15 protein-coding genes are annotated in these 20,248 nt (G+C 64.7%); 8 read left to right on the top strand and 7 right to left on the bottom strand.

Features of this window, described 5'->3' with window-relative positions:
• Window positions 1-362 precede the first annotated feature (362 nt).
• On the top strand, window positions 363-1,763 hold the full coding sequence (locus tag Q1A44_RS19700) for an AAA family ATPase (RefSeq protein WP_299628671.1): 1,401 nt from the start codon (window positions 363-365) through the stop codon (window positions 1,761-1,763).
• Between the two features lie 36 nt (window positions 1,764-1,799).
• Entirely contained in the window at window positions 1,800-2,786 is a 987-nt protein-coding gene (locus tag Q1A44_RS19695) for a ParB N-terminal domain-containing protein (RefSeq protein WP_299628669.1), read from the top strand.
• Between the two features lie 30 nt (window positions 2,787-2,816).
• On the opposite strand, the gene rfbA is transcribed toward Q1A44_RS19695, so the two are convergent.
• The 5 genes from rfbA to rfbC are packed head-to-tail and all read right to left on the bottom strand — an operon-like array spanning window position 2,817 to window position 6,789.
• Entirely contained in the window at window positions 2,817-3,689 is an 873-nt protein-coding gene (rfbA, locus tag Q1A44_RS19690; RefSeq protein ID WP_299628667.1) for a glucose-1-phosphate thymidylyltransferase RfbA, read from the bottom strand.
• Complete coding sequence (rfbD, locus tag Q1A44_RS19685) at window positions 3,686-4,531, bottom strand: dTDP-4-dehydrorhamnose reductase (protein ID WP_299628665.1); 846 nt, start codon at window positions 4,529-4,531, stop codon at window positions 3,686-3,688. Before rfbD ends, rfbA begins: the two co-directional genes overlap by 4 nt.
• Complete coding sequence (locus Q1A44_RS19680) at window positions 4,528-5,190, bottom strand: sulfotransferase family 2 domain-containing protein (protein WP_299628663.1); 663 nt, start codon at window positions 5,188-5,190, stop codon at window positions 4,528-4,530. The genes rfbD and Q1A44_RS19680 overlap by 4 nt, the downstream gene beginning before the upstream one ends.
• Window position 5,191: 1 nt before the next feature.
• On the bottom strand, window positions 5,192-6,232 hold the full coding sequence (gene rfbB / locus Q1A44_RS19675) for a dTDP-glucose 4,6-dehydratase (protein ID WP_299628661.1): 1,041 nt from the start codon (window positions 6,230-6,232) through the stop codon (window positions 5,192-5,194).
• Window positions 6,229-6,789 carry a dTDP-4-dehydrorhamnose 3,5-epimerase gene (gene rfbC, locus Q1A44_RS19670; protein ID WP_299628659.1) on the bottom strand — a complete coding sequence of 187 codons (561 nt, stop codon included), beginning with the start codon at window positions 6,787-6,789 and terminating at the stop codon, window positions 6,229-6,231. Before rfbC ends, rfbB begins: the two co-directional genes overlap by 4 nt.
• 119 nt (window positions 6,790-6,908) lie before the next feature.
• On the opposite strand from rfbC, the gene Q1A44_RS19665 reads away from it, so the two are divergent.
• Window positions 6,909-7,907: a glycosyltransferase gene (locus Q1A44_RS19665; RefSeq protein WP_299628657.1), complete on the top strand. Its 999-nt coding sequence runs from the start codon at window positions 6,909-6,911 to the stop codon at window positions 7,905-7,907.
• A gap of 71 nt (window positions 7,908-7,978) precedes the next feature.
• On the opposite strand, the gene Q1A44_RS19660 is transcribed toward Q1A44_RS19665, so the two are convergent.
• Complete coding sequence (locus Q1A44_RS19660) at window positions 7,979-8,812, bottom strand: ABC transporter permease (RefSeq protein ID WP_299628655.1); 834 nt, start codon at window positions 8,810-8,812, stop codon at window positions 7,979-7,981.
• Between the two features lie 107 nt (window positions 8,813-8,919).
• Between Q1A44_RS19660 and Q1A44_RS19655 the strand changes: the two genes are divergently transcribed.
• The 5 genes from Q1A44_RS19655 to Q1A44_RS19635 all read left to right on the top strand — a co-directional run bounded on the left by Q1A44_RS19655 (window position 8,920) and on the right by Q1A44_RS19635 (window position 14,227).
• Window positions 8,920-10,236 (top strand): sugar transporter, encoded by a 1,317-nt coding sequence (locus Q1A44_RS19655; RefSeq protein WP_299628653.1) that lies wholly within the window; start codon window positions 8,920-8,922, stop codon window positions 10,234-10,236.
• 24 nt (window positions 10,237-10,260) lie between these two features.
• Window positions 10,261-10,929: an ABC transporter ATP-binding protein gene (locus Q1A44_RS19650; RefSeq protein ID WP_299628651.1), complete on the top strand. Its 669-nt coding sequence runs from the start codon at window positions 10,261-10,263 to the stop codon at window positions 10,927-10,929.
• Window positions 10,930-11,032: 103 nt separating this feature from the next.
• Window positions 11,033-11,830 carry a sulfotransferase gene (locus Q1A44_RS19645; RefSeq protein WP_299628649.1) on the top strand — a complete coding sequence of 266 codons (798 nt, stop codon included), beginning with the start codon at window positions 11,033-11,035 and terminating at the stop codon, window positions 11,828-11,830.
• A gap of 7 nt (window positions 11,831-11,837) precedes the next feature.
• On the top strand, window positions 11,838-13,298 hold the full coding sequence (locus Q1A44_RS19640; protein WP_299628647.1) for a glycosyltransferase: 1,461 nt from the start codon (window positions 11,838-11,840) through the stop codon (window positions 13,296-13,298).
• Window positions 13,295-14,227, top strand: a complete 933-nt coding sequence (locus tag Q1A44_RS19635; RefSeq protein WP_299628645.1) for a class I SAM-dependent methyltransferase — start codon at window positions 13,295-13,297, stop codon at window positions 14,225-14,227. The genes Q1A44_RS19640 and Q1A44_RS19635 overlap by 4 nt, the downstream gene beginning before the upstream one ends.
• Here the strand turns inward: Q1A44_RS19635 and Q1A44_RS19630 are convergent.
• The gene (locus Q1A44_RS19630; RefSeq protein ID WP_299628643.1) at window positions 14,216-20,245 is read right to left on the bottom strand and encodes a glycosyltransferase; all 6,030 of its coding nucleotides are present in this window, start codon (window positions 20,243-20,245) and stop codon (window positions 14,216-14,218) included. The two genes, Q1A44_RS19635 and Q1A44_RS19630, sit on opposite strands and share 12 nt — an antisense overlap.
• Window positions 20,246-20,248 lie beyond the last annotated feature (3 nt).

Genomic DNA, 20,248 nt, shown 5'->3' with positions numbered 1-20,248 from the left:
GGTTCGGTCCAGCGCGCAGGTGGCGGGCAACGGCGGATCAGAGTCGCAAGAGCGGGGGTTCAGAGTCGGTCTATCGGCGGATCAGAGTCGCCTAAAATAAAGAAGAGGGCAGAAAATCGCTTTATATCATAGACTTATGCAAATACCGAAAACCCCTTAACATATAAATAACATAGATTAACTCAGAAGAATTTTTGCGCCATCCATAAGACAACGCACCGAAATCCTCGAAATTACCCCAACAAGCCGTTGATTTTCTTAGAAAAAGAAAGGGGCGTTATCTCTTTGCTTCCATGTGCGCCCTTTTTTGATACTATGGGGAAAAGGGCGTACATGAAGAGCCCATAAAGCAGAGCAGAGACATGGCCACAAAGACAGTTTCACCCGATCTTCCCCCCTATTTCAACATTGATCCCGTCACGGCCCAGGCCCAGTTGGGCCCGCCCACCACCACCAACCGCTTTGCCGAGATTGCCCAGGCCTGCACCGGGGGGCGCGATGATCTGGCCTCGCGCGGGATTGATGCAGGCGCTGCGCGACAGCTCCGCCGCTTTTCCACCTGGGAAATCACCCGCTATCTCATCCCTGTGGCCACAGGCCATTTCCGCCGCGTGCTCAAGCAGAACCCCGACCTGCCCCAGGGCACCTCAGAGACGGAAGGCGGCGCCAAATGGTTCACCTTTGACGAGGTGCTGCGCCTCAAGGCGCATTTCGGTCAGGAAGGCTCCAAGACCAAGGAATACATGCCCTACCGTCCCAAGGGACAGCCCGCCAAGATGGTGGCCGTGGCCAACTTCAAGGGCGGCGTGGGCAAGACCAGCACGGCGGCCCATCTGGCCATGTCCGCGGCGCTGGATGGCTACAAGGTGCTGGTGATTGATCTGGACAGCCAAGGGTCGATGACCTCGATCTTTGGCGGCACCGTCAGCGATGAATGGCAAACCGTCTTTCCCCTGATGGCCCGCCATTATGCCCGCCACCTGCGCCACGAGAACCAGCGGCGCATGGACCGGGGCGAGGGCCCCACTCCGCTGGATGACACGCTGACCGAGGCGCTGGATGTGACCGCGCAATCGCTGATCCAATCGACCCACTGGCCCAATATCGACCTGATCGGCGCGCAGCTGAACCTTTATTGGGCCGAATTCCAGATCCCCGTCTGGCGGATGAGCGCGCGGGGCTGGAAGCTGTGGGATGCGCTGACCGACACGCTGGAAGCCGACGGCATCCTGGACGCCTATGACATCGTCTTTCTCGACACGCCCCCGGCCCTTGGCTACCTCACGATCAACGGGCTGTCGGCGGCCGATATCCTGCTGGTGCCGTTGGGTGCGTCTTTCCTCGAATTTGACAGCACGGGGCGGTTTTTCGATATGCTGCACGCAACTTTTGGCTCGATCGAAGAGGCCGAAAACACCGCCGCCCGGGCGCTTGGTCGTGAGGGTCTGCAATTTGAATGGGACGCGGTGCGCGCGGTCATCACCCGCTATGACGGCACGCAGCAGGCAGAGCTGGCCGCGTTGATGCAGGCCTATCTGGGCCCCACCCTGTCGCCGCACCGCCAGGATTTCACGGCCCTGATCGGGCAGGCAGGCGAGCAGGTGCAAGGCATCTACGAGGCCGATTACCGCGACTTCAACCGCGAGACATATGTGCGGGGCCGCGAAACATTTGATGCCACCTATGCGGCGTTTAAACAGCTTCTGGTGGGGGCCTGGGCGCGCGATGCCGAAGCGGCGCACGCTGCAGAAAAGACTGGTTAACCAGACCACCCGAAAAGGAAGGCAAAGGAGACCCAAATGGCCAAACGCAAACGCCTGAGCCCCGCCAACCCGGACGTGTTCGGTGCCGCCCCTGAAACCAAATCCATGCTGGCCCGCGCGCCTATTGCCGATGTGGCGTCCGATGCGGCCACCACCGCCGCGCTGCATGATGTCAGTCGTGAACTCAGCGAGGCGCGCGCGACGGGCCGCATGGTCCTGTCCCTGCCCGTCTCGGCCATCACGCTGGATCATATCGTGCGCGACCGGGTCGCGGTGGATGATGCAGAGATGGAGGCGCTGATGGCGTCCATTGCGGCGCGCGGCCAGCAAAGCCCGATCGAAGTCCTGGAGACAGGTTCGGGCCAATACGGCCTGATTTCCGGCTGGCGGCGCTGTCAGGCGATTGTGCAACTCGCCGCGCGCGGCGACCATGACGGCACGGTTCTGGCGCTTTTGCGTCGGCCCTCGGACGCGTCGGAAACCTATCAGGCCATGGTCGAGGAAAACGAGATCCGCGTCGGGCTGAGCTATTACGAGCGGGCGCGGATTGCGGCGCGTGCCGTCGAACAGGGCGTGTTCGAGACGCAAAAGGCGGCGCTTCTGACCCTTTTTGCCACCGCGTCGCGGCCCAAGCGGTCAAAAATCCGATCCTTCCTGCCGCTGGTGGCGGCACTGGACGGGCATCTGCGCTTTCCCCACGCCATTGGCGAACGGTTGGGGCTGAAGATTTCCGCCGCGTTAGAGACGCATAAGGGCATGGGGGAGCAGATGCGGACGGCGCTGGCCAAGGATGCGCCCGATAGCCCGGAGGCGGAGCAGGCCCTGCTGGCGCAGCTGCTGACCCAGACTGCCCCGCCCTCTGAAATCCCGTCCAAGCCCCGCGTGGTACATCAGAACCTGGCGAAAAACCTGCAAATCAGCTGGGACGAGGATGGCGATTGGCTGCGCCTGTCGGGGCCGGATATGACCCCTGCCCTGCGCGACCAGATCATCGCGCAGATCCGCAAGCTGGGCCGCAGATAAACACCCGTTTGTTTCGCGCGCGAAACGTCCCTAGTCGAGCAGGCCTTTGAGGTAGGTGCCGTAATGGGTCTTGGCAAAGAGCTTGGCCCGCGTGGCCAGTTCCGCCGCATTGATCCAACCTTGTTCAAAGGCGATCTCTTCGGGGCAGCCGACCTGCTGGCCCTGCCGGTCCGACAGGGTGCGCACGAAATTACCCGCATCCAGCAAGGAGGCGTGCGTGCCGGTATCAAGCCAGGCATAGCCGCGACCCATCTGCTGCACGTTGAGCTGACCATCGTCCAGATACATCTCGAGAAGCGAGGTGATCTCCAACTCGCCCCGCGGCGAGGGTTGGACCTGGGCCGCGCGCTCGGGTGCTGTGCCGTCGAGGAAATAAAGCCCCGTGACCGCATAGTTCGACGGGGGCACAGGCGGCTTTTCCACGATGGTCTTCACGGTGCCGTCGGGGGCGAAATCCACCACGCCATAGCGCTCGGGATCCGCCACGCGGTAGCCGAACACGGTGCCGCCGACCTCGACCGCATCGGCGGCCGCCAGGCGATCAGGCAGGCCATGCCCGAAAAAGATGTTGTCGCCCAGCACCATGGCCGACGGCGCCCCATCCAGAAAATCAGCCGCCAGCAGATAGGCCTGCGCCAGCCCATCAGGCGAGGGCTGTTCGATATAGGTCAGGCTCAGGCCCCATTGGCTGCCATCGCCCAGAGTGCGCTGAAACTGATCCTGATCCTGGGGCGTGGTGATCACGCAAATCTCGCGAATGCCCGCCAGCATCAGCACCGACAGAGGGTAAAAGATCATCGGCTTGTCATAGATCGGCAAAAGCTGTTTCGACACGCCCATGGTGATCGGATAAAGCCGCGTGCCCGAGCCGCCGGCCAGAATGATGCCTTTACGTTGTGTCATAGCAATACCTTGAGAATACGGGCCAGATCCTCGGACCAGGGGGGGGGCATAATGCCGAAATCAGTCTCTAAAGAGGAACAATCGAGCCTGGAATTGAGCGGCCGTGTGGCCGGTGTGGGAAAGTCTGTTGTGGGGGTGCCGGTCACGGTGACATCGCGACCGGCCTGGGCAAATGTTTCGCGCGCGAAACCTGCCCAGGACGTGTCGGGGGCGCCGCCATAGTGATAGGTGCCCCCGCCCTGCCCCGCTTGCAGGGCATCGGCCATGGTCAAAAGCGCCATGGCAATCCCGCGTGCGGGCGTCGGCCCGCCGATCTGATCATCGACCACGTTCAGCGCATCGCGCGTCTCGCTCAGGCGCAGCATGGTTTTGACAAAGTTGTTGCCATATTCCGAAAACACCCAGGAGGTGCGCAGGATCGCATGAACCCCGCCCGCGGCGCGCACCGCCGCCTCGCCCGCCAGCTTGGTGCGGCCATAGGCGTTTTGCGGATCCACCGGATCGCCGGGGGCATGGCGCGCGGTGCCTGTGCCTGCAAAGACGTAATCGGTCGACACATGCAGAAACGGCACGCCCAGATCAGCGCAGGCGCGCGCCATCGCACCGGGGGCGTCGCCATTGACGGTCAGGGCCAGCGCCTCTTCGTCCTCGGCGCGGTCCACGGCCGTATAGGCGGCGGCGTTGATGACCACGGCGGGGCGGTGCGCGCGGATCCGGGCGGCGCAGGCCTCGGGGTCAGACAGGTCCGCCTGGGTGCGCGACAGCTGGGTCATGGCGCGGTCGCCTGCCACATCCGTCAGCGCGCGGGCCACCTGGCCGGTGGTGCCAAAAACAAGGATCATGTGTCGTCCTGCATATCGTTCGGGTCCACGGGATAGCCAAAGCGCTCGAAATCAGCGGCATAGAGGTCTGCAATGGTGTCGAGCACGGGCGGCGTCAGCTTGATCGGTTCCACCGGCGTTTTGACCCGGGCCTGAAGCACGTTGAAAGTGCCGATCTTGCGCGGGCTGCCTTTGGTGCCGGTCAGATCGTCAAGCCAGCTCACCACCGGCGCGAGCCCGTTTTCGACGCGAAAGGTCACCGCGTGTTTGGGCACGAAATCCGTCATCGGACGCAGATGGCCATGCAGCGCATAAGGGTCCAGCGACTGAGTGCGGGGCAGGGTGTCGATCCACTGCTCAAAGGGCAGGTTGGAGGGCAGGGCCTTTTCCACCTCGCGCTGAAACAGAAAGGCCGAGCGCAGCCGCGTCGCCGGGTGGCGCAGCGTGGCAAAGAGCGCATCAAAGAGCGTGTCGGGCAGCAATTCGCGGCGCACGGCCTCGGGCATGTGCTGGGGCGGCGACAGCGACCAGGCCTCGGCGGCGCTGCGCTTGGCAAAGCTGGTGTCGCGCATCCCAAGTGTGCCGAACCGGGTGTCGAGATAATGTTCGACCGAGGTGCCCGCGCATTTGGGCACATGGGCGAAATAGACCCATTTGTCATGTGCGCGACAGACCGGCATGTCAGCCTGTGCCCAGGCGCGTGCCGACGCCGTCCCGGTCTTGCAGGGCCCGCCACCAGGCTTCGTTGTTCAGATACCACTCCACCGTCCGCTCCAGCCCTTCTTCGACGGTGACGGACGGATGCCAGCCCAGTTCGTCCCGCATCCGCGTGGGATCAATGGCATAGCGCGCGTCATGACCGGGCCGGTCGGTCACAAAGGTGATCTGATCCGCATAAGTCCCCGCCGCCTTGGGCCGTTTTGCATCCAGAATGGTACAGAGCGTCTGCACCAGTTCCAGGTTGGTCCGCTCGTTCTCGCCCCCGATGTTATAGCTTTCGCCCAAGGCGCCCTTGTCCAGCACGCATAGCAACGCATCGGCGTGATCCTCGACATACAGCCAATCGCGCACGTTCGACCCGTCGCCATAAATCGCCAGGTCCTTGCCCGCCAGCGCGTTGAGGATGATCACCGGGATCAGCTTTTCAGGGAAATGATAGGGCCCGTAATTGTTCGAACAATTGGTCAGCACCACGGGCAACCCGTATGTGTGCTGCCAGGCGCGCACCAGGTGGTCGCTGGCCGCCTTGGAGGCCGAATAGGGGCTGCGCGGGTCGTAGGGGGTGGTTTCGGTGAACATCCCCGTCGTGCCGAGCGAGCCAAAGACCTCATCGGTCGAGATATGGTGAAAGCGGAACGCCTCGGGCCGACCCTGCCCCTCCCAATAGGCGCGCGCGGCCTCCAGCAAGGTGTAGGTGCCCATGACGTTGGTGTCGATGAACGCGCCCGGTCCGTCGATGGACCGGTCCACATGGGATTCCGCGGCCAAGTGCATGATGGCGTCGGGGGTGTGGGTGGCCAGCGCCGCATCCATGGCGGCGCGGTCGCGGATATCGGCCTGCACAAAGGCATAGTTAGGGTTGTCTGCGACAGAGGCCACATTGTCGAGACAGGCCGCATAGGTCAGCGCATCGAGGTTCACGACCTCATGGCCGCGCCCAATCGCCAGCCGCACCACCGCCGAGCCGATAAAGCCGGCCCCGCCGGTCACCAGGATCTTCATGATGCGGCCTCCGGGCCAAAGGGGGATGTGAACGCAGCGAACGGTTGCGCATCCGCGTCTTTGCCGGACAGGATCGGATCGCCCTCCAGCGGCCAGTCGATGCCGCAGCTGTCCCAGCGCACGGCCCCGTCGCTCGCAGAGGCATAGAAATCGGTGCACTTGTAGGTGATTTCTACATCATCCGTCAGCGTCACGAACCCGTGCAGGAATCCAGCGGGAATCATCAGCTGTTTGCCGTTCTCAAAGCTGAGCTCAAGCCCGAACCACTGCCCATAGGTGGGCGAGCCCGTACGCGCATCCACTACCACATCCCACAGCCGCCCACGGCTGCAGCGTACCAGCTTGGCCTGGGCATTGGGGGGCGATTGATAGTGCAATCCACGCAAGGTGCCCCGCTTGTCCGACAACGAATGGTTGTCCTGCACAAACTCATAGTCCAGCCCGGCCTCTTTCATCCGCTTGGCATTCCAGCTTTCGGAGAAGAACCCCCGATCATCGCCGAAACGAGCAGGAGTCAAAATCTTGAGCCCGCCGAGAGGTGTATCTTCGATCTGCATGTGTTCGTCTTCTAAGGTCTGCTGACATATTTGTGTAATGCCATCCTGGGTCCAGAATAACCACGCTAAAACGGGATGCAAATTTGACAAAGGCCGAATTTGCGTGCAGGGCGTCGCAAATGTCCGCCCCAGATACTCTTTCTATGGCTTCTGATGGCCTTGTGGCGGTGGTGGTGACCTATAACCGGCTTGATCCGCTGAAGGTGACCCTGGCCCGTCTGCTTGCGGCGGATGCGGCGGATTTGCCCCGGATCGTGGTGATCGACAATGCCAGCACCGATGGTACGGGTGCTTGGCTAGCGAGCCTCGACAACCCGCGCCTGGATGTGGTGCACAGCCCTGAAAATGTGGGCGGGGCCGGCGGGTTCGAGGCGGGGATGCGCCACGCGGCGGCGCGCTATGATCCCGACTGGATGGTGCTGATGGACGATGATGCACGCCCCTATCCCGATGCTTTGGCCGCCTTTCATGCCCAGGATCGCAGTGGGGCCGAGGCCTGGGCGGCAGCTGTCTATCATCCCGATGGGCGGATCTGTGACATGAACCGGCCGTCGCGCAATCCGTTCTGGCGACCCGAGGTGCTGCGCCGGACGTTGTTGGGCGGGGGGCGTGACGGGTTCCATATGGGGGCGGCAGACTATGCGGCGGACCACCCTACCGACATTGATGGGACCTCTTTCGTGGGTTTTTTCATCTCGCGGGCGGGACGGGTGCGGGCGGGCTTTCCTGATGGGGGGCTGTTCATCTATGGCGATGATGTTCTCTATACGCTGGGGCTGACGGCCAAGGGGGGGACGATCCTCTTTGATCCGGGTTTGCGCTTTGAACACGCGTTCACCACCAGCGCCGAGGGCGATCTGCGGATGCGCCCCTTGTGGAAATGCTATTACCACTACCGCAATCTGCTGATGGTTTACCGGCTCTGTGCGGGGGGATGGTTTGTGCTGGCGGGGCCTGCGGCGGCGCTGAAATGGCTGGCCAAGACGCGCCACTACAAGGGGGAACGGCGGGTGTTTGTGGGCCTTGTGATGCGCGCGCTGCGCGACGGGTTGCTGCGGCGCACGGATGTGTCTTTTGACCAGGTGCGGGCCTGGGCCGGTGAGGCCCAAAACAAATAGCGCCCGGTGAGGCCCAAAATAAATAGCACCTGGTGAGACGCCCAAGGGCGCGCGCCCGGCAATGACCGACCCTAGCGGTTCAGAATCTCGCGGTGAAACCGGCCCAGCAGCAAGAGCCCCAGAAAGATCAGTGGCATCGCGCAACACACCACATAAAGCGGAGAGGCAAACTCGGCGTCATAGGTCGGATAGAACCCCGCCCGCATCAGGCTGGTGATGTGCATCAGGGGGTTGTACCACAAATACCCCTGCAGGTGTGGCGGCATGGACTCGTACATGAACAGCACGCCGGAGATGAAGAACATGGGCCGGTTCAGGATCCCCCAGATGTTCATCCAGACGGGAAAGAACCCGAATAGCACGCAATTGACCAACCCAACCCCCAGGCCCAGCAGGGCCGCTAGGCTGACCGCGGTGATGATCAGACCAACCTCAAGAAACAGGGTGACGTCTGATATCGAGACAAAGAGAATGAATAGCAGCAGCATCACCAGAATGTCTGTCAGCAGGTTTAGCGCAAAGCGTGCAGTGACCGCATCGACCCAGGTGACGGCCGGGTAAAACAACAATGAGCGTGAAAAGTTCAACGCCCGCGCCACATAATTGCTGAGCGCACCATAAAGCTGGAAAGGCAAAACTCCGGTGGCAAAGAACAGGATGAAATTGTTGCCCAGCGGCGGGGTGCGCACCAGCGCGGAAAAAGCAACGGCCAGGATCAGGATCATGGCCATGGGTTCAACGATGGCCCAGATATAGCCCCCCGGTGAGCGGCCATAGCGCGTGGCCATTTCCCGCAGGATCAGCGCCATGACCGAGCGCAGCGTTGCAAACGACCTGTTGACGCCTCCCGCCTGCTTGGGTGCGATCTGGGCCTCGGGATTGTGTGGCGAAGGGATGTCGGACATGACAACAGGCTCGTGACTGGTATGAGATGCCAAGCATATGTTACATCGGCAGAAAAGGAACCCTTGCTGTGGGCAATCCTTTGGGTGATCAAGGGCGTGAACGCGATATGAGTGATGAGACTGCCGACAAGGCCAAGGCAAAGCCGCCGCTTTTCGTGCGTCCTGCCGAAGGGAATGCAGACCAGCTCTTGAAACAGCTTGAGGCCCTGGACCAGACAGCCCAGCCATCCATCGTGATCCGGCCACAGCAAGTGCCTGCCGAGACGGGCAAACCGCCCGCCGCAAGCGCGGCTGATTCAGTGCCACCCGCCCGGATGCGCCGCCGCCACTGGGGGCTGATCCTGTCCTTTGTGATCGTGGTGATCGTGCCCGCCCTGGTGACGGCCTGGTATCTGTGGGCAGTGGCCGAGGATCAGTACAGTTCGACCACGGCCTTTACCGTGCGCCAGGACGAAGGGCAGGGGGCGTCCGAGCTGTTGGGTGGTCTGGCCGCCCTGGCGGGGGGCAGTGCCGCGGGCGACAGCGATATCTTGTATGAGTTCATCCAGTCCCAGGCTCTGATCCGCCAGATCGACGAAGATCTGGACATTCGGACCCATTACAGCGCGCGCTGGGACAGCGACCCTGTCTTTGCGCTGGAACCCGGCGCCTCGATCGAAGATCTTGAGGACTATTGGACGCGCATTGTGCGGGTCTCGCATGATCAGGGGGCGGGCCTTTTGGAGGTGCAGGTGCGGGCCTTTGATCGCGAGATGGCCCAGGCCATCACCACCGAGATCGTGATGCACAGCCAGAACATGATCAACGACCTCAACGCCCAGGCCCGCGAGGATGCGATGCGCTTTGCTCGCAGTGACCTGGAGGAATCGGTGCGCCGCCTGTCTGCGGCCCGCAGCGAGCTGACCTCGTTCCGCTCGCGGACCCAGATCGTGGATCCGGCAGCCGATATTCAGGGCCGCATGGGCGTGATGAACAACCTCCAGCAGCAGCTGGCCCAGGCGCTGATCGATCTGGACCTGCTGGGCGAAACCACAGCCACGGGCGATCCGCGCCTGGCCCAGGCCCAACGCCGCATCGAGGTGATCCGTGACCGGTTGGCCCGCGAACGGGTGGCCGTGGCCCGCGGCGAGGAGGGCAGCGTTGCAGGACAGGATTACCCCTCGCTGATCGCCGAGTTCGAGGGGCTGATCGTGGAGCGTGAGTTTGCCGAGGAAAACTATCGCGCCTCCCTGGCGGCGATGGATCTGGCCCGGGACAATGTGGTGCGCCAGAGCCGCTATCTGGCAACCTATATTCGGCCCACCCTGGCCGAGACCTCGCAATATCCCCAGCGCGATGTGATCCTGGGACTTGTGGCGCTTTTTGCCCTGCTCAGCTGGGCGGTGGCCTGCCTGATCTTCTATTCGATCCGTGATCGTGGTTGATCGGGACAGCACAGGACGGGCGTCATGATCCGGTTTGAAAACCTCACCAAGAGCTTTTGGGTGCAAGGCAAGCGCAAGATCGTGATCGACAACCTCAACACGACCTTGCCCTCGGGCCGGTCGCTGGGCCTGCTGGGGCTGAACGGGGCGGGCAAATCCACGCTGATGCAGATCATCGCGGGCACCATGCATTCCGACAGCGGGCGGGTGATCTCGGATGGGTCGATCTCGTGGCCGGTGGGCTTTGCCGGGTCGTTTCACGGCGATCTGACAGGGGCCCAGAACGTGCGCTTTATCGCCCGGATCTATGGGGTGGACACCGAGGCTCTGGTGGATTTTGTCGAGGATTTCGCCGAGTTAGGGACGCATTTCAACGCCCCTGTGCGCACCTATTCGTCGGGGATGAAGTCGCGGCTGACCTTTGGCACCTCGATGGGGGTGCAGTTTGACACCTATCTGATCGACGAGGTCACGGCCGTGGGCGACGCGGCCTTTCGCAAGAAAAGCCAAGAGGTGTTTCTGGCCCGGATGGAACATGCCAGCGCCATTCTGGTCAGCCACGAGATGGGCCAGATGCGCAATTTTTGCGATGCGGGCATCGTGCTGCATCAGGGGCGCCTGAGTTTCTTTGAGGACGTTAATGATGCTATTGAGGCCCATCTTGAGAACATTAAACGCATGTCCAAAAAATGAGCGGCACACCTCGGGTTGTCTTGGGGGCCGTGCCCGGCAATAACGCGCCCGTGGCCCGCGGGTGGGCCACCAGTGCAGTCAGGCCGAGGGCAGGGGGATATGAATGGCACGTGTAGGTGATCTGTTGGCAAAGCTGCCCTTGCCCGGCGCATCGGGTCTGGCCGCTGACCGCCCCCCCATGGGCCGCTTTGTGCTGATGGGGTTGCCCCGGTCCGGCACCACCTATCTGATGTCGCTCTTGCACTCGCATCCGGAAATCTTTTGCACCGGCGAACAGTTCAACCCCCACGCCGTTGTGGGCCTGAACGGAGAGGACCGCAGCCCCGAGGCCGTGCTGACCCGCGATGGCGATCCGGTGGCCCATATGCACCGCGTCTTTGCCGAGGCCGCCGCCAGCGGTGCGGCCCAGGGCGGGTTCAAGTTCATGCTGGGTCACAACATCGAGGTCTTCAAGGCGCTGGCCGAGGACCCGGAACTGCGCATCATCCATGTGTGGCGCGAAAATCGCCTGGCGCAGGTGGCCTCCATGCTCAAGGCTGTCCAATCCAAGCGCTGGACCCAGACCCGCAAGGATGCCGCCTATGTGGCTCAGACCATCGAGGGCCGCCCCCGCCAGATTTCCCAGCGCTGGCACGAATGGGCCACCATTGATCATCTGACCGCCCAATTGCTGCAAAACCTGCCCCAACAGGTGCTGACGCTGGAATACACCACCCTCTTTGCGCCGGACGTGCCGACCAGGCTGTGCGAGTTTCTGGGCGTCGCCCCCTCGCCCCGCATGAAAAGCCGTCTGCTCAAGCAAGGGGTGAACCGGGTGGTTGACCGCTTTACCACGCCCGGCCCCATCGTCCATTATTTCACGCAGATCGGTCGAGAAGACTGGCTGGGCGAAGAGATCTGAGCCCCGGGTGCGTGTCCTTTACGTCAATTGGGTCGACTACCTCGACACGCAGGGCCGTGGCGGCGGTGTGAGCCTGTATCAGCGCAACCTGATGGCGGCCCGGCCCGGCGATGACACCCTGTTTCTGGCCAGTGGCACTTCCTATGACATGCGCCCCGGCCCACCCCGCTGGGAGCCGATGCGCCACGGCCCCGCCGCGGATCGTGCCCGCCGGTTCGAGATCGTCAATTCCGGGGTGATGGCCCCGGGCCATGTCAGCTTTGGCGATCCGGCCCAGGTCGATCATCCTGCAACCGAAGCGGTGTTTTTCGATTTTCTGGAGAGCCATGGCCCCTTTGATGTGGTCCATTTCAACAACCTTGAAGGGCTGCCAGCGGGTGTGCTGCGCCTGGCCGATCGGTGCCCCGGCACCCGCGTCGTGATGTCCTTGCACAACTACTATCTGCTCTGTCCGCAGGTGAACCTGTGGCAGCGCGAGCGCGCCCATTGCACCGACTTTGAGGGCGGCCGGGCCTGCGAGACCTGTCTGCCGGTGCCCCCCGCCCCCCGGGCAGGCCGGATGGCGGCGGGGTTGGATTACAGGCTCAAATCCGCGGGGTTAGAGCCTGGTTCGCGGCGTTACGATGCGATCTTTGCCCTGGTGCTGGCCTTGGGCCGACGGGCGCTGGGGCTGGTGCGGGCGATCCGCCGGGCGCGCCGGTCTGCGCCGGTGCCCACCGCTGCGGCGCCTGCCTTGGCCTCTCCCTTTGGGCTGCGCCGCACGGCGATGGTGGAGGCGATCAATCAGGGCTGTGACGTGGTGCTGTGTGTGTCGGATGCGGTGCGCGATATTGCCGTTTCCCACGGGATAGAGCCTGATATTGCGCGCACTTGCTATATCGGAACCACGCAGGCCGCCGCCTGGGACGTGACTGCCCCGCGTCCTTTGCCTGCGCCCGGGGATGTGCCGCTGACGCTGGCCTATCTGGGCTATATGCGCCGCGACAAGGGGTTCTATTTCCTGCTTGATGCGCTTGAGAGCGCCCCTGATGACCTGCTGGCGCGCCTGCGCCTTGTGGTGGCGGCGCGCGCGGGTGATGCGCTGACCATGGCCCGCCTGCGCGCCCTTGGCCCGCGTCTGGCCGCCCTCGACTGGCATGACGGCTATACCCATGCGGGCCTTGAGGCTCTGCTGGAGGGGGTCGATGTGGGCCTGGTGCCGCCGCTTTGGGCCGACAACCTGCCCCAGGTCGCCATCGAGATGCACAGCCGGCACATCCCGCTGCTGTGCTCTGACATGGGCGGCGCGCAGGAGCTATCGGGCTCTGCCGCGATGACCTTTGCCGCAGGCGACGCGGAGGCCTTTCAGGATCGGTTGGCCGCCCTGGTCGCGGGCGAGATCGACATGGACGCCTATTGGCGAAACGCGCAGGCCCCGGTGACGATAGGCCAGCATCTCACAGAGCTTGAAAGGCACTACACCCAATGAAGCATATGCTTGATCCTGCCGCCTATATCCTGCCGCCTGACCTTGATGCCACGCTGGCTGGGCTGTGGACGGATGGGCATTATGCCGTGGATGGCAGCGATCTGTCCTTGCTGAACATGTGCATGGCCACCGCCCGCCCCGATCTGGTGATCGAGATCGGCACGGCCACGGGCCTGTCGACGGCGGCTTTGGCGGTGTTGCAGGACCATCACGGGATTGCGGGCCACGTGCGGTCCTATGATCTGCGTGATGTGCTGTGGTTCGACGAAAGCCGCGCAGTGGGCGATCTGGTGCCGCAGGTGGCGGGGCCACTGGCCGAGCGGGTGCACATCCGCACCGGCGTGACCGCCCTGGATGTGGCGGGCGACGTTGAGGCGGGCACGGCCGGCCTGGCCTTTATTGATGCCAGTCACCAACATCCCTGGCCGCTGCTCGATACGTTGCTGATCCTGCCGCTTATGGCCCCGCGCGCGCCCATCGTGCACCACGATCTGCAGCTCTATCGCAATGCCGAGAACATGGTGGGGGTGGGGCCAAAGGTCTTGTTTGACCAATTGACGCCGGGCGAGCGCTTTGTCGCCTCGGATATGGGGTTGGGCCACGCCACCGTGCAGATGCCCAACCGGGCTGTGGCGGACAATGTCTTTGGTCTGTGGCGCCGCGATGCGCTTGGCGGTCAAGCGCGACAGCTGTCGCAGGGCCTGTTGCTGCCCTGGAGCCTGAGCGCGCCGTTGGACGACGCCCTGGCGGGGCAGATCGCGGCCCGTCTGCGCGCGGTCTATCCCGGTGAGGTAGCCCATAATTTCGAGATCGGTCATGCCCGGTTCAAGACGACCCAGGGATGGGCGATCGGCCAGACGGGTGCGCCCCTGTCGGGTCCGCGACGACTGTTAAACGGCCTGCGCAGGCGGTTGGGCCTAAGGAGCTAGGCGATCCTTTACAAAGGGCACCTCGGCCCAGGGCAGCGACAGGTCGGGATCATAGATCACCGCCCGTCCCTCTGAGGCGAGGGCCAGATATTTGCGGTATTCCTCGGCATTGTTGAAATGCTGCTTGCGCCCCACTTCTGCCTGGGCCTTGCGGTAGAAATCGGCGTTGTACTTGAAGTGCCCAAAGAAGAGATCCTGATCGGCCCGCTGCCCGCCCGTCACAAAGTGCAGCCCTGCCGACAGTCGCATCCAGGGCTGGTATTTCAACAGCGCGATCTTTTGCGCGGCAAAAAGATCAGGCCGGGTGCCGGGGATCAGCCGGTGGCGCAGGGCGGAAGTCCACAGGCTTTGATCCGAAAACGGCCCCCGCGTCAGCGGGTTTTCGGCAAAAGGCACCCGGTCTGCAAAACCGGCCTGGGCAAAGGGGCTGGCGCCCTCGAAGGTTGCCTGTTCCAGCGGCCCCTGGGGGTACATGTCGAGCATGAAGATCCGCGCGGCCTCGGCCCCTTTGAACCGGGGGCTTTGCAGCAGATCAGGCAATGTTTGGGTCTGTTTTGCCTGCCAGACCAGCAATTCATCGGCATCGGCCACCAGCGACCAGCGCCCGACCCGAAAGGCGGACATCATCGCCTGCTGCCAGGCCACGCCATATTGCGACAGGTTGTAATCGGTATCGACCGAGAACAGCGCCACGTCGGCCTGTTCCAGCAGATATTCGCGGGTGCCGTCATCCGACACGTTGTCGGCAATCAGAAAGCTGGTGACGCCTAAGCGGCGGTAATGGGCCAGGAACTGGGGCAGCATGAACATCTCGTTGCGCATGACGGCGACGACGGTCACCTCGGCGCTGCGCGCCCGGTCCACGGTGTCGGTGCTGCTGATCAGTTCCAGCGCGTTGGATTGATAGCCCAGGCGCGGGGGCTGAAAACTGGGCCAGATTTTTGCCGGGGCCAGTTCGGTGGTGTTTCGCAGCGCGCGCACCTCTGCGTGCCCCAGATGGGTGTCCAGATGTACCTGTTGCGTGGGGGCCGCCCGCGACGGATGAAAACCTGCATTCCAGAACGCCACCGGCGTGGCCGCTCCAAAGGTGCGCCGCCGGATCGAGGTCATATAGCCCGGCGTGGACAGGTAAATATCGCTGAGCTGCAAGAGATCACCCAGCAGCTTGTCCTCCATGAAGGACGCGTGCAGCAGGGCGCGCCCCTCGGGGCTGGCGGCGGCGCGACAGGCGGCCTCCATCGCGTCGCGGGACAACAGATACCCCGATCCGCCATCGGCATAGGTCGAGGGTTCGGGGGACTTGTCCAGCTCCAGCTTGCCGCGGGGCGAGGACGCCTTGGCCTGATGCCAGATCCGGTCCATCTGTCCCGGTGCGCGGTGCAGACGGCGGCCCATATAGTCACAGGTCCGGTAGGCCAGCGCGCCAAAGAGGTTTTGCGCATCCACCAGGCAATCATCGTCGATCTTGAACATATGGGCGTGGGCGGTGTTGCGCCGGACCCAGTCGATGGTGGCCAGCGTCTTGGCGGGCAGCCCTTCGTAATCGTCGGGCGCATCCACATGCAGGATATCACCGCGCAGCGTGCCATCGCCATTGCCCACCACAAAGACATACGGGATGCCCATCGCCTCAAGGTCGGCCAGCCAGCTTTGGCGCAGGGCGGGCACCCGACTGTCAAGGTAAGGTTCGCAGGACAGGACGGTGACGATCACATCATTGAGCGGATGAGGGGCGGGCAGGGCCGTGGTGGTGCCCATGATTTCGGGCAGGGGGGGCAGGTGCCGCTTGGCGGCATCGGCGTCGGTGGTGCCGGGGGGCATCCGGGTATAGCGGGCGAGGATGGCGGCAACCTCGGGCCGAACGTCGGCTTCGGACCGAACATCGGCTTCGAGCCCCGCGCTGGCCCCCAACCGCATCAGCCCCATGCGCACCGCCGGCGCGCGGCGGCGCCAATAGGCGACCTCCTGGGTTGGATCGTTGGGGTCATCTGGGTCCTGGGCCAGCAGCCAGTCGGCCAGCCCTTGTCGCAGGGCAGCCCCGGGCAAGGCGGCCAGCAGACTCATGGCCAGGCCGATCCCAAGATACCGCGCGCTTTCGGCGTTGAGCAGGCTCAGATCGGCCAAAAGCGGCTCTAACAAAGCGCTTTTCGTGTCTTCGGGTTGTGCCAGCAGGTCCGTGATCTGGTCGTGCACAGCCCGTTGCAGGGCGGCAAAGGCGCCTTCATCCTGTTCGGCTGTCATGCGGCGCAGAGTGGCGGCAACCATATCTGCCGTTGCATCCGTGGCGGGCGTGGCCCCGGGGGCCGCCATATGGCGCAGCGCGGCCGCGCCCATGGCATCATCGTCCAGCCCCGCAACGGGCAAGAGGTCAGCGGGATCAAGGGCGGCACCGGGCGCCACATCCACCCCGGCGGGGCCCAGATATTCGACCCGCGCCCGGGCGATGCCATGCACGCCCATCCGTTGCAGTTGCGTCAGGGCCGTGGCCCTGCCTTGGGGCGTGGTGGCCCGCTGCAGGTCCACAAAGGCGCCTTGGGCCAGGGCCAGGCGCGGCGGCAGGGCCTCGTCCGTGACCTTGGCCCAGAATGCGGGGCTCAACCCATAGGTGGCGATCAGCGTGGTGATGGCGCGGTTGTCCAGGGGGGCAGGCAGGCGGTCCAGGTCGGGCACCAGACCGGCGGCCCAGTCAGTCAGGGCGGCACAGGCGCTGCGGCCCCAGTAATTCTGTCCCTCACGGTTCAGCCAGCCCAGCAGCATGTCGAGCGTGGCAGCGCGCCCCTCGGGGCTGAGCGCGGGATCGCCCGCCTGGGCGCGTGCGCCGATCCAGGCCAGGGCCGGGGTCACCCGCCAGCCCGTGCGATCCTCGGTGATCCAGCGCAGGCTGCGCAGCACATCCGCCTCGCGCCCCTGTAACCACAAAAAGGGCAGGCTGGCCGAGAGCGTCCAGACGTCGTCTTGTGCGTCTATGGGCAGGGGGAGCAGGTCTGCGGCCTCGGCCGCTTTGCACAGTGCCTCCATCTGGCCCGCGGCCAAGGCCGATTCCACCAACGCCCGGGCGGCCTGTTGCCCTGCGGCGGCGTCGCGGGGCAGATCGGCAAAGGGCAACCCCTCGGCCCCGGCGCGCCGGGCGCGGCCCACAAGATCGCTCATGATCGCGCCAAACGGATCGGCCTGGTGGCGCGGCGCACGCACCAGACCGGGCAGCAGATCCTCAAGGCCAAAGCGTTGGGTCAGCCGGGCCAGTTCCGCCTGGGCACCCGCATCCAGATGCGGGGTCAGCCCGGCCAGTGTCACCTGTTCGATGATCGTCAGGATCAGGTCGGCGTCGCCCACCGACAGCCCCTGATGCACGAGCGTGGCGATGCGCGCGGCCAGATCGGCCCGGGTCAGGGGCAAGGTCTGATCGGGTTGCCCATGGGCTGAATAGCGCAGGGTTAGAGCCTGATCCGGCCCGACTTCGGCCCAGGCGCGGGCGGGCAGATGCGCCCGCTGGCCCGGGGTGCCGGGGGCCAGTTCCATGGCCAGACAGTCCAGCGGTGCGTCACTGCCATCAATGCGCAACGTGGCCTCGGCCGTGAGCGCACCGGGCAGGCGCAGGTTCAGCCGCCCGTCCAGCATCAGACCCGTGGGGGCGGGATCAGGGCGCAGGTCCAGCGGTGTGACGGCGCCCCTCAGGGCCAGATGGGTGATCTGGTCCAGCCGGGCCACCCCGCCCCGCTGGCCCAGGCGACGGGGGGCCAGCGTCCAGGCCAGCGTCCCGTTCAGCCACAGCCGCACGGCGGTCTGGCTGGCATGGGCGGCGATCTCGATCGTCAGTTCGACCTCGGTCCGGGGCAAGGGGTGCGGATGGTGCCGCGCCTGCCGCCACAGCCCATCGGTGCGCGTGTCGTTGCAGATGATCAGGCCCGCCTCGGGGTTCAGGCTGATCTGCAGGGGCACGGTTTTGCCGTCCCCGGCGTAAAAGTCGATATCGACCGATAGCGCGCCATCAAAGCGGACCTGAAACCGGGCCAGTCCCGCGCCGCGCCCTGTCAGCGCAAAGGCATGGATGGGCCGGGGGGGATAAAGGTCGCGCAGATCAAGGGGGGCGGCCTGCACCTCACCGGGCAGCTTGCCCCCGGCGGCCAGCCGTGCCCGTTCGCGGGGGCGCACCAGCCGCGCGAGGCCTGCGGTATCAAAAAGCCGGGCAAATTTCGGGCCCACCTGCGGGTCGAACCCGGCGGGCCAGAATTGCCCGGCGCGCCCCATGCCCCGGCGGGCGATGAGGGCCGCGGCGGAGAGCTGTGCCAGCGCCTGCCCTGCGCGGCCCCGGTCGGGCCCGTCCAGCAGCCAGAGCCGCAAGGCGCGGGCCAGCAAGCGCCGTTCCCACCCCTGGGGCAGCGCCTGGGCTGCAGCAGCGGGCAGAGCGGCACAGATGTTCGTGTGATCGCGCGCCAATTTGGACAGCGGATAGGGCTGCATCAGCGCGGCAGGTCCGTCACCTTGCGGGTGCAGCACCACATCGGGTTGCGGCAGATAGACGGCGCGGGGCGCCAGCACCAGCGCGCCCAGCACCAGCGGCCAGCCCCCGTGACGTCCGCAGGCGGCAGGGCGCAGCTCGTGGTCATGCAGGAAGGCCCGGTCAAAGACGACCCCCGACAGCGACAGGTCCGCGGCCAGCGCCTGGCGCGGTGTGGCGGCAAAGGGGGTGGGGGCGCTGGTATTGGCCGGCACGTAATCCGGCTCGAACCCCGCATGGGCGGCCCGATCGGGGCCCACGTGCCGGGCCGAGAGGCTGAGTACGGCGTCCTGAGCCAAGAGCGCCTCGATCCGGTCATAAAGCGCCCAGGGGGCGGGCACATCTCCCGCTTCGATCCAGGCGACAAAGCGGCCCTTTGCCGTGGCAAGCCCGGAGCCGGGGGGCAGCACCGTGATGGCCTGTCCTGCGGTGCGCGGCTTGGCCTTGGATGGTCCCTCGACCATCAGCTCGAAGCCGGGGCCGCGCTGGCGGGCCAGAGCGTCCAGAGTGGTGTCCAGCGCGTCCGCGTCCCGCCCGTCCCAGGGGATGATCACGCTTAGCGGCAGGTGGCCCGCAAGCTCGAGCCCCCAACTGGCCGCGATGCCCTGATCCGGGTCAGGCGCATAGGGGATCTGGTGCTTTTCGAGGGTGGCGCGCGCAGCGGCGGCAAAACGTGCGCGGCGGGTGGGATCGTGGATCGTGGTGCTGCGCTCGCTCAGCAACCGGCAGGTGAGGGTGGCTGCGGCGGCAGGCCCGTCGGGCAGGTCGCTGCCCGTCAGCAGGGGCAGGATGTCCTCCAGCACCGAGAGCTGTTCAAAGACCCGGTCGCTGTCGGTTTCGGTGATCTGGCCCACCCGCCCCCGGGTCTGTTCATAGAGCGGATCGGCCACATGCAGCATGGCGCCTGCCCGCAGGGCCAGCGTCAGGAAAAAGGCGTGATCCTCGAACCAGGTCCCTTCGGGAAAGCGCAGATCCGCGATGAAATCGCGCCGGTAGAGCTTGTTCCAGGCGGAGGGGTAATGGCGGATGATGTCGGGGGCGCTGCGAAAGCCAAAGACCTGGCAGCCGGGGGCCAGCACCGGGTCAGGCGCGTCATAGATCGCGGAATGCAGATTGCTGGTCTGATCGGCAAAGCGGTTGCGGATGGCACAGGCCGCCCAGGGCACGTCGGGGTGGTCGTTCAGCGCGGCCAGCAGCGTGGCCAGAAAATCGGGGCAGACCCGGTCATCACTGTCTACAAAGGCGATATAGGTGCCTGTGGCGGTCTCAAGCCCGCGATTGCGCGCCGCCGACAGCCCCGCATTGGGCTGCGAGATCAGGGTAAAGCGGGGGTCGTCGCCCGCCGCGGCGCGTGCGCGCGCGGCACTGTCATCGCGGCTGCCATCGTCGATCATCAGCACTTGAAGCGCGCTGTGGGTTTGCGCCCGCAGGCTGGCGATGCAGGCCCCCACATGATCGGCCACGTCATAGATCGGGACGATGACCGAAATCACGGGGGCCGATATGGTTTGGCCCGTCATGGG

The organism is uncultured Tateyamaria sp., assembly GCF_947503705.1.
GTDB lineage: Bacteria > Pseudomonadota > Alphaproteobacteria > Rhodobacterales > Rhodobacteraceae > Tateyamaria.
This window is presented reverse-complemented; position numbering and strand designations above follow the sequence as displayed.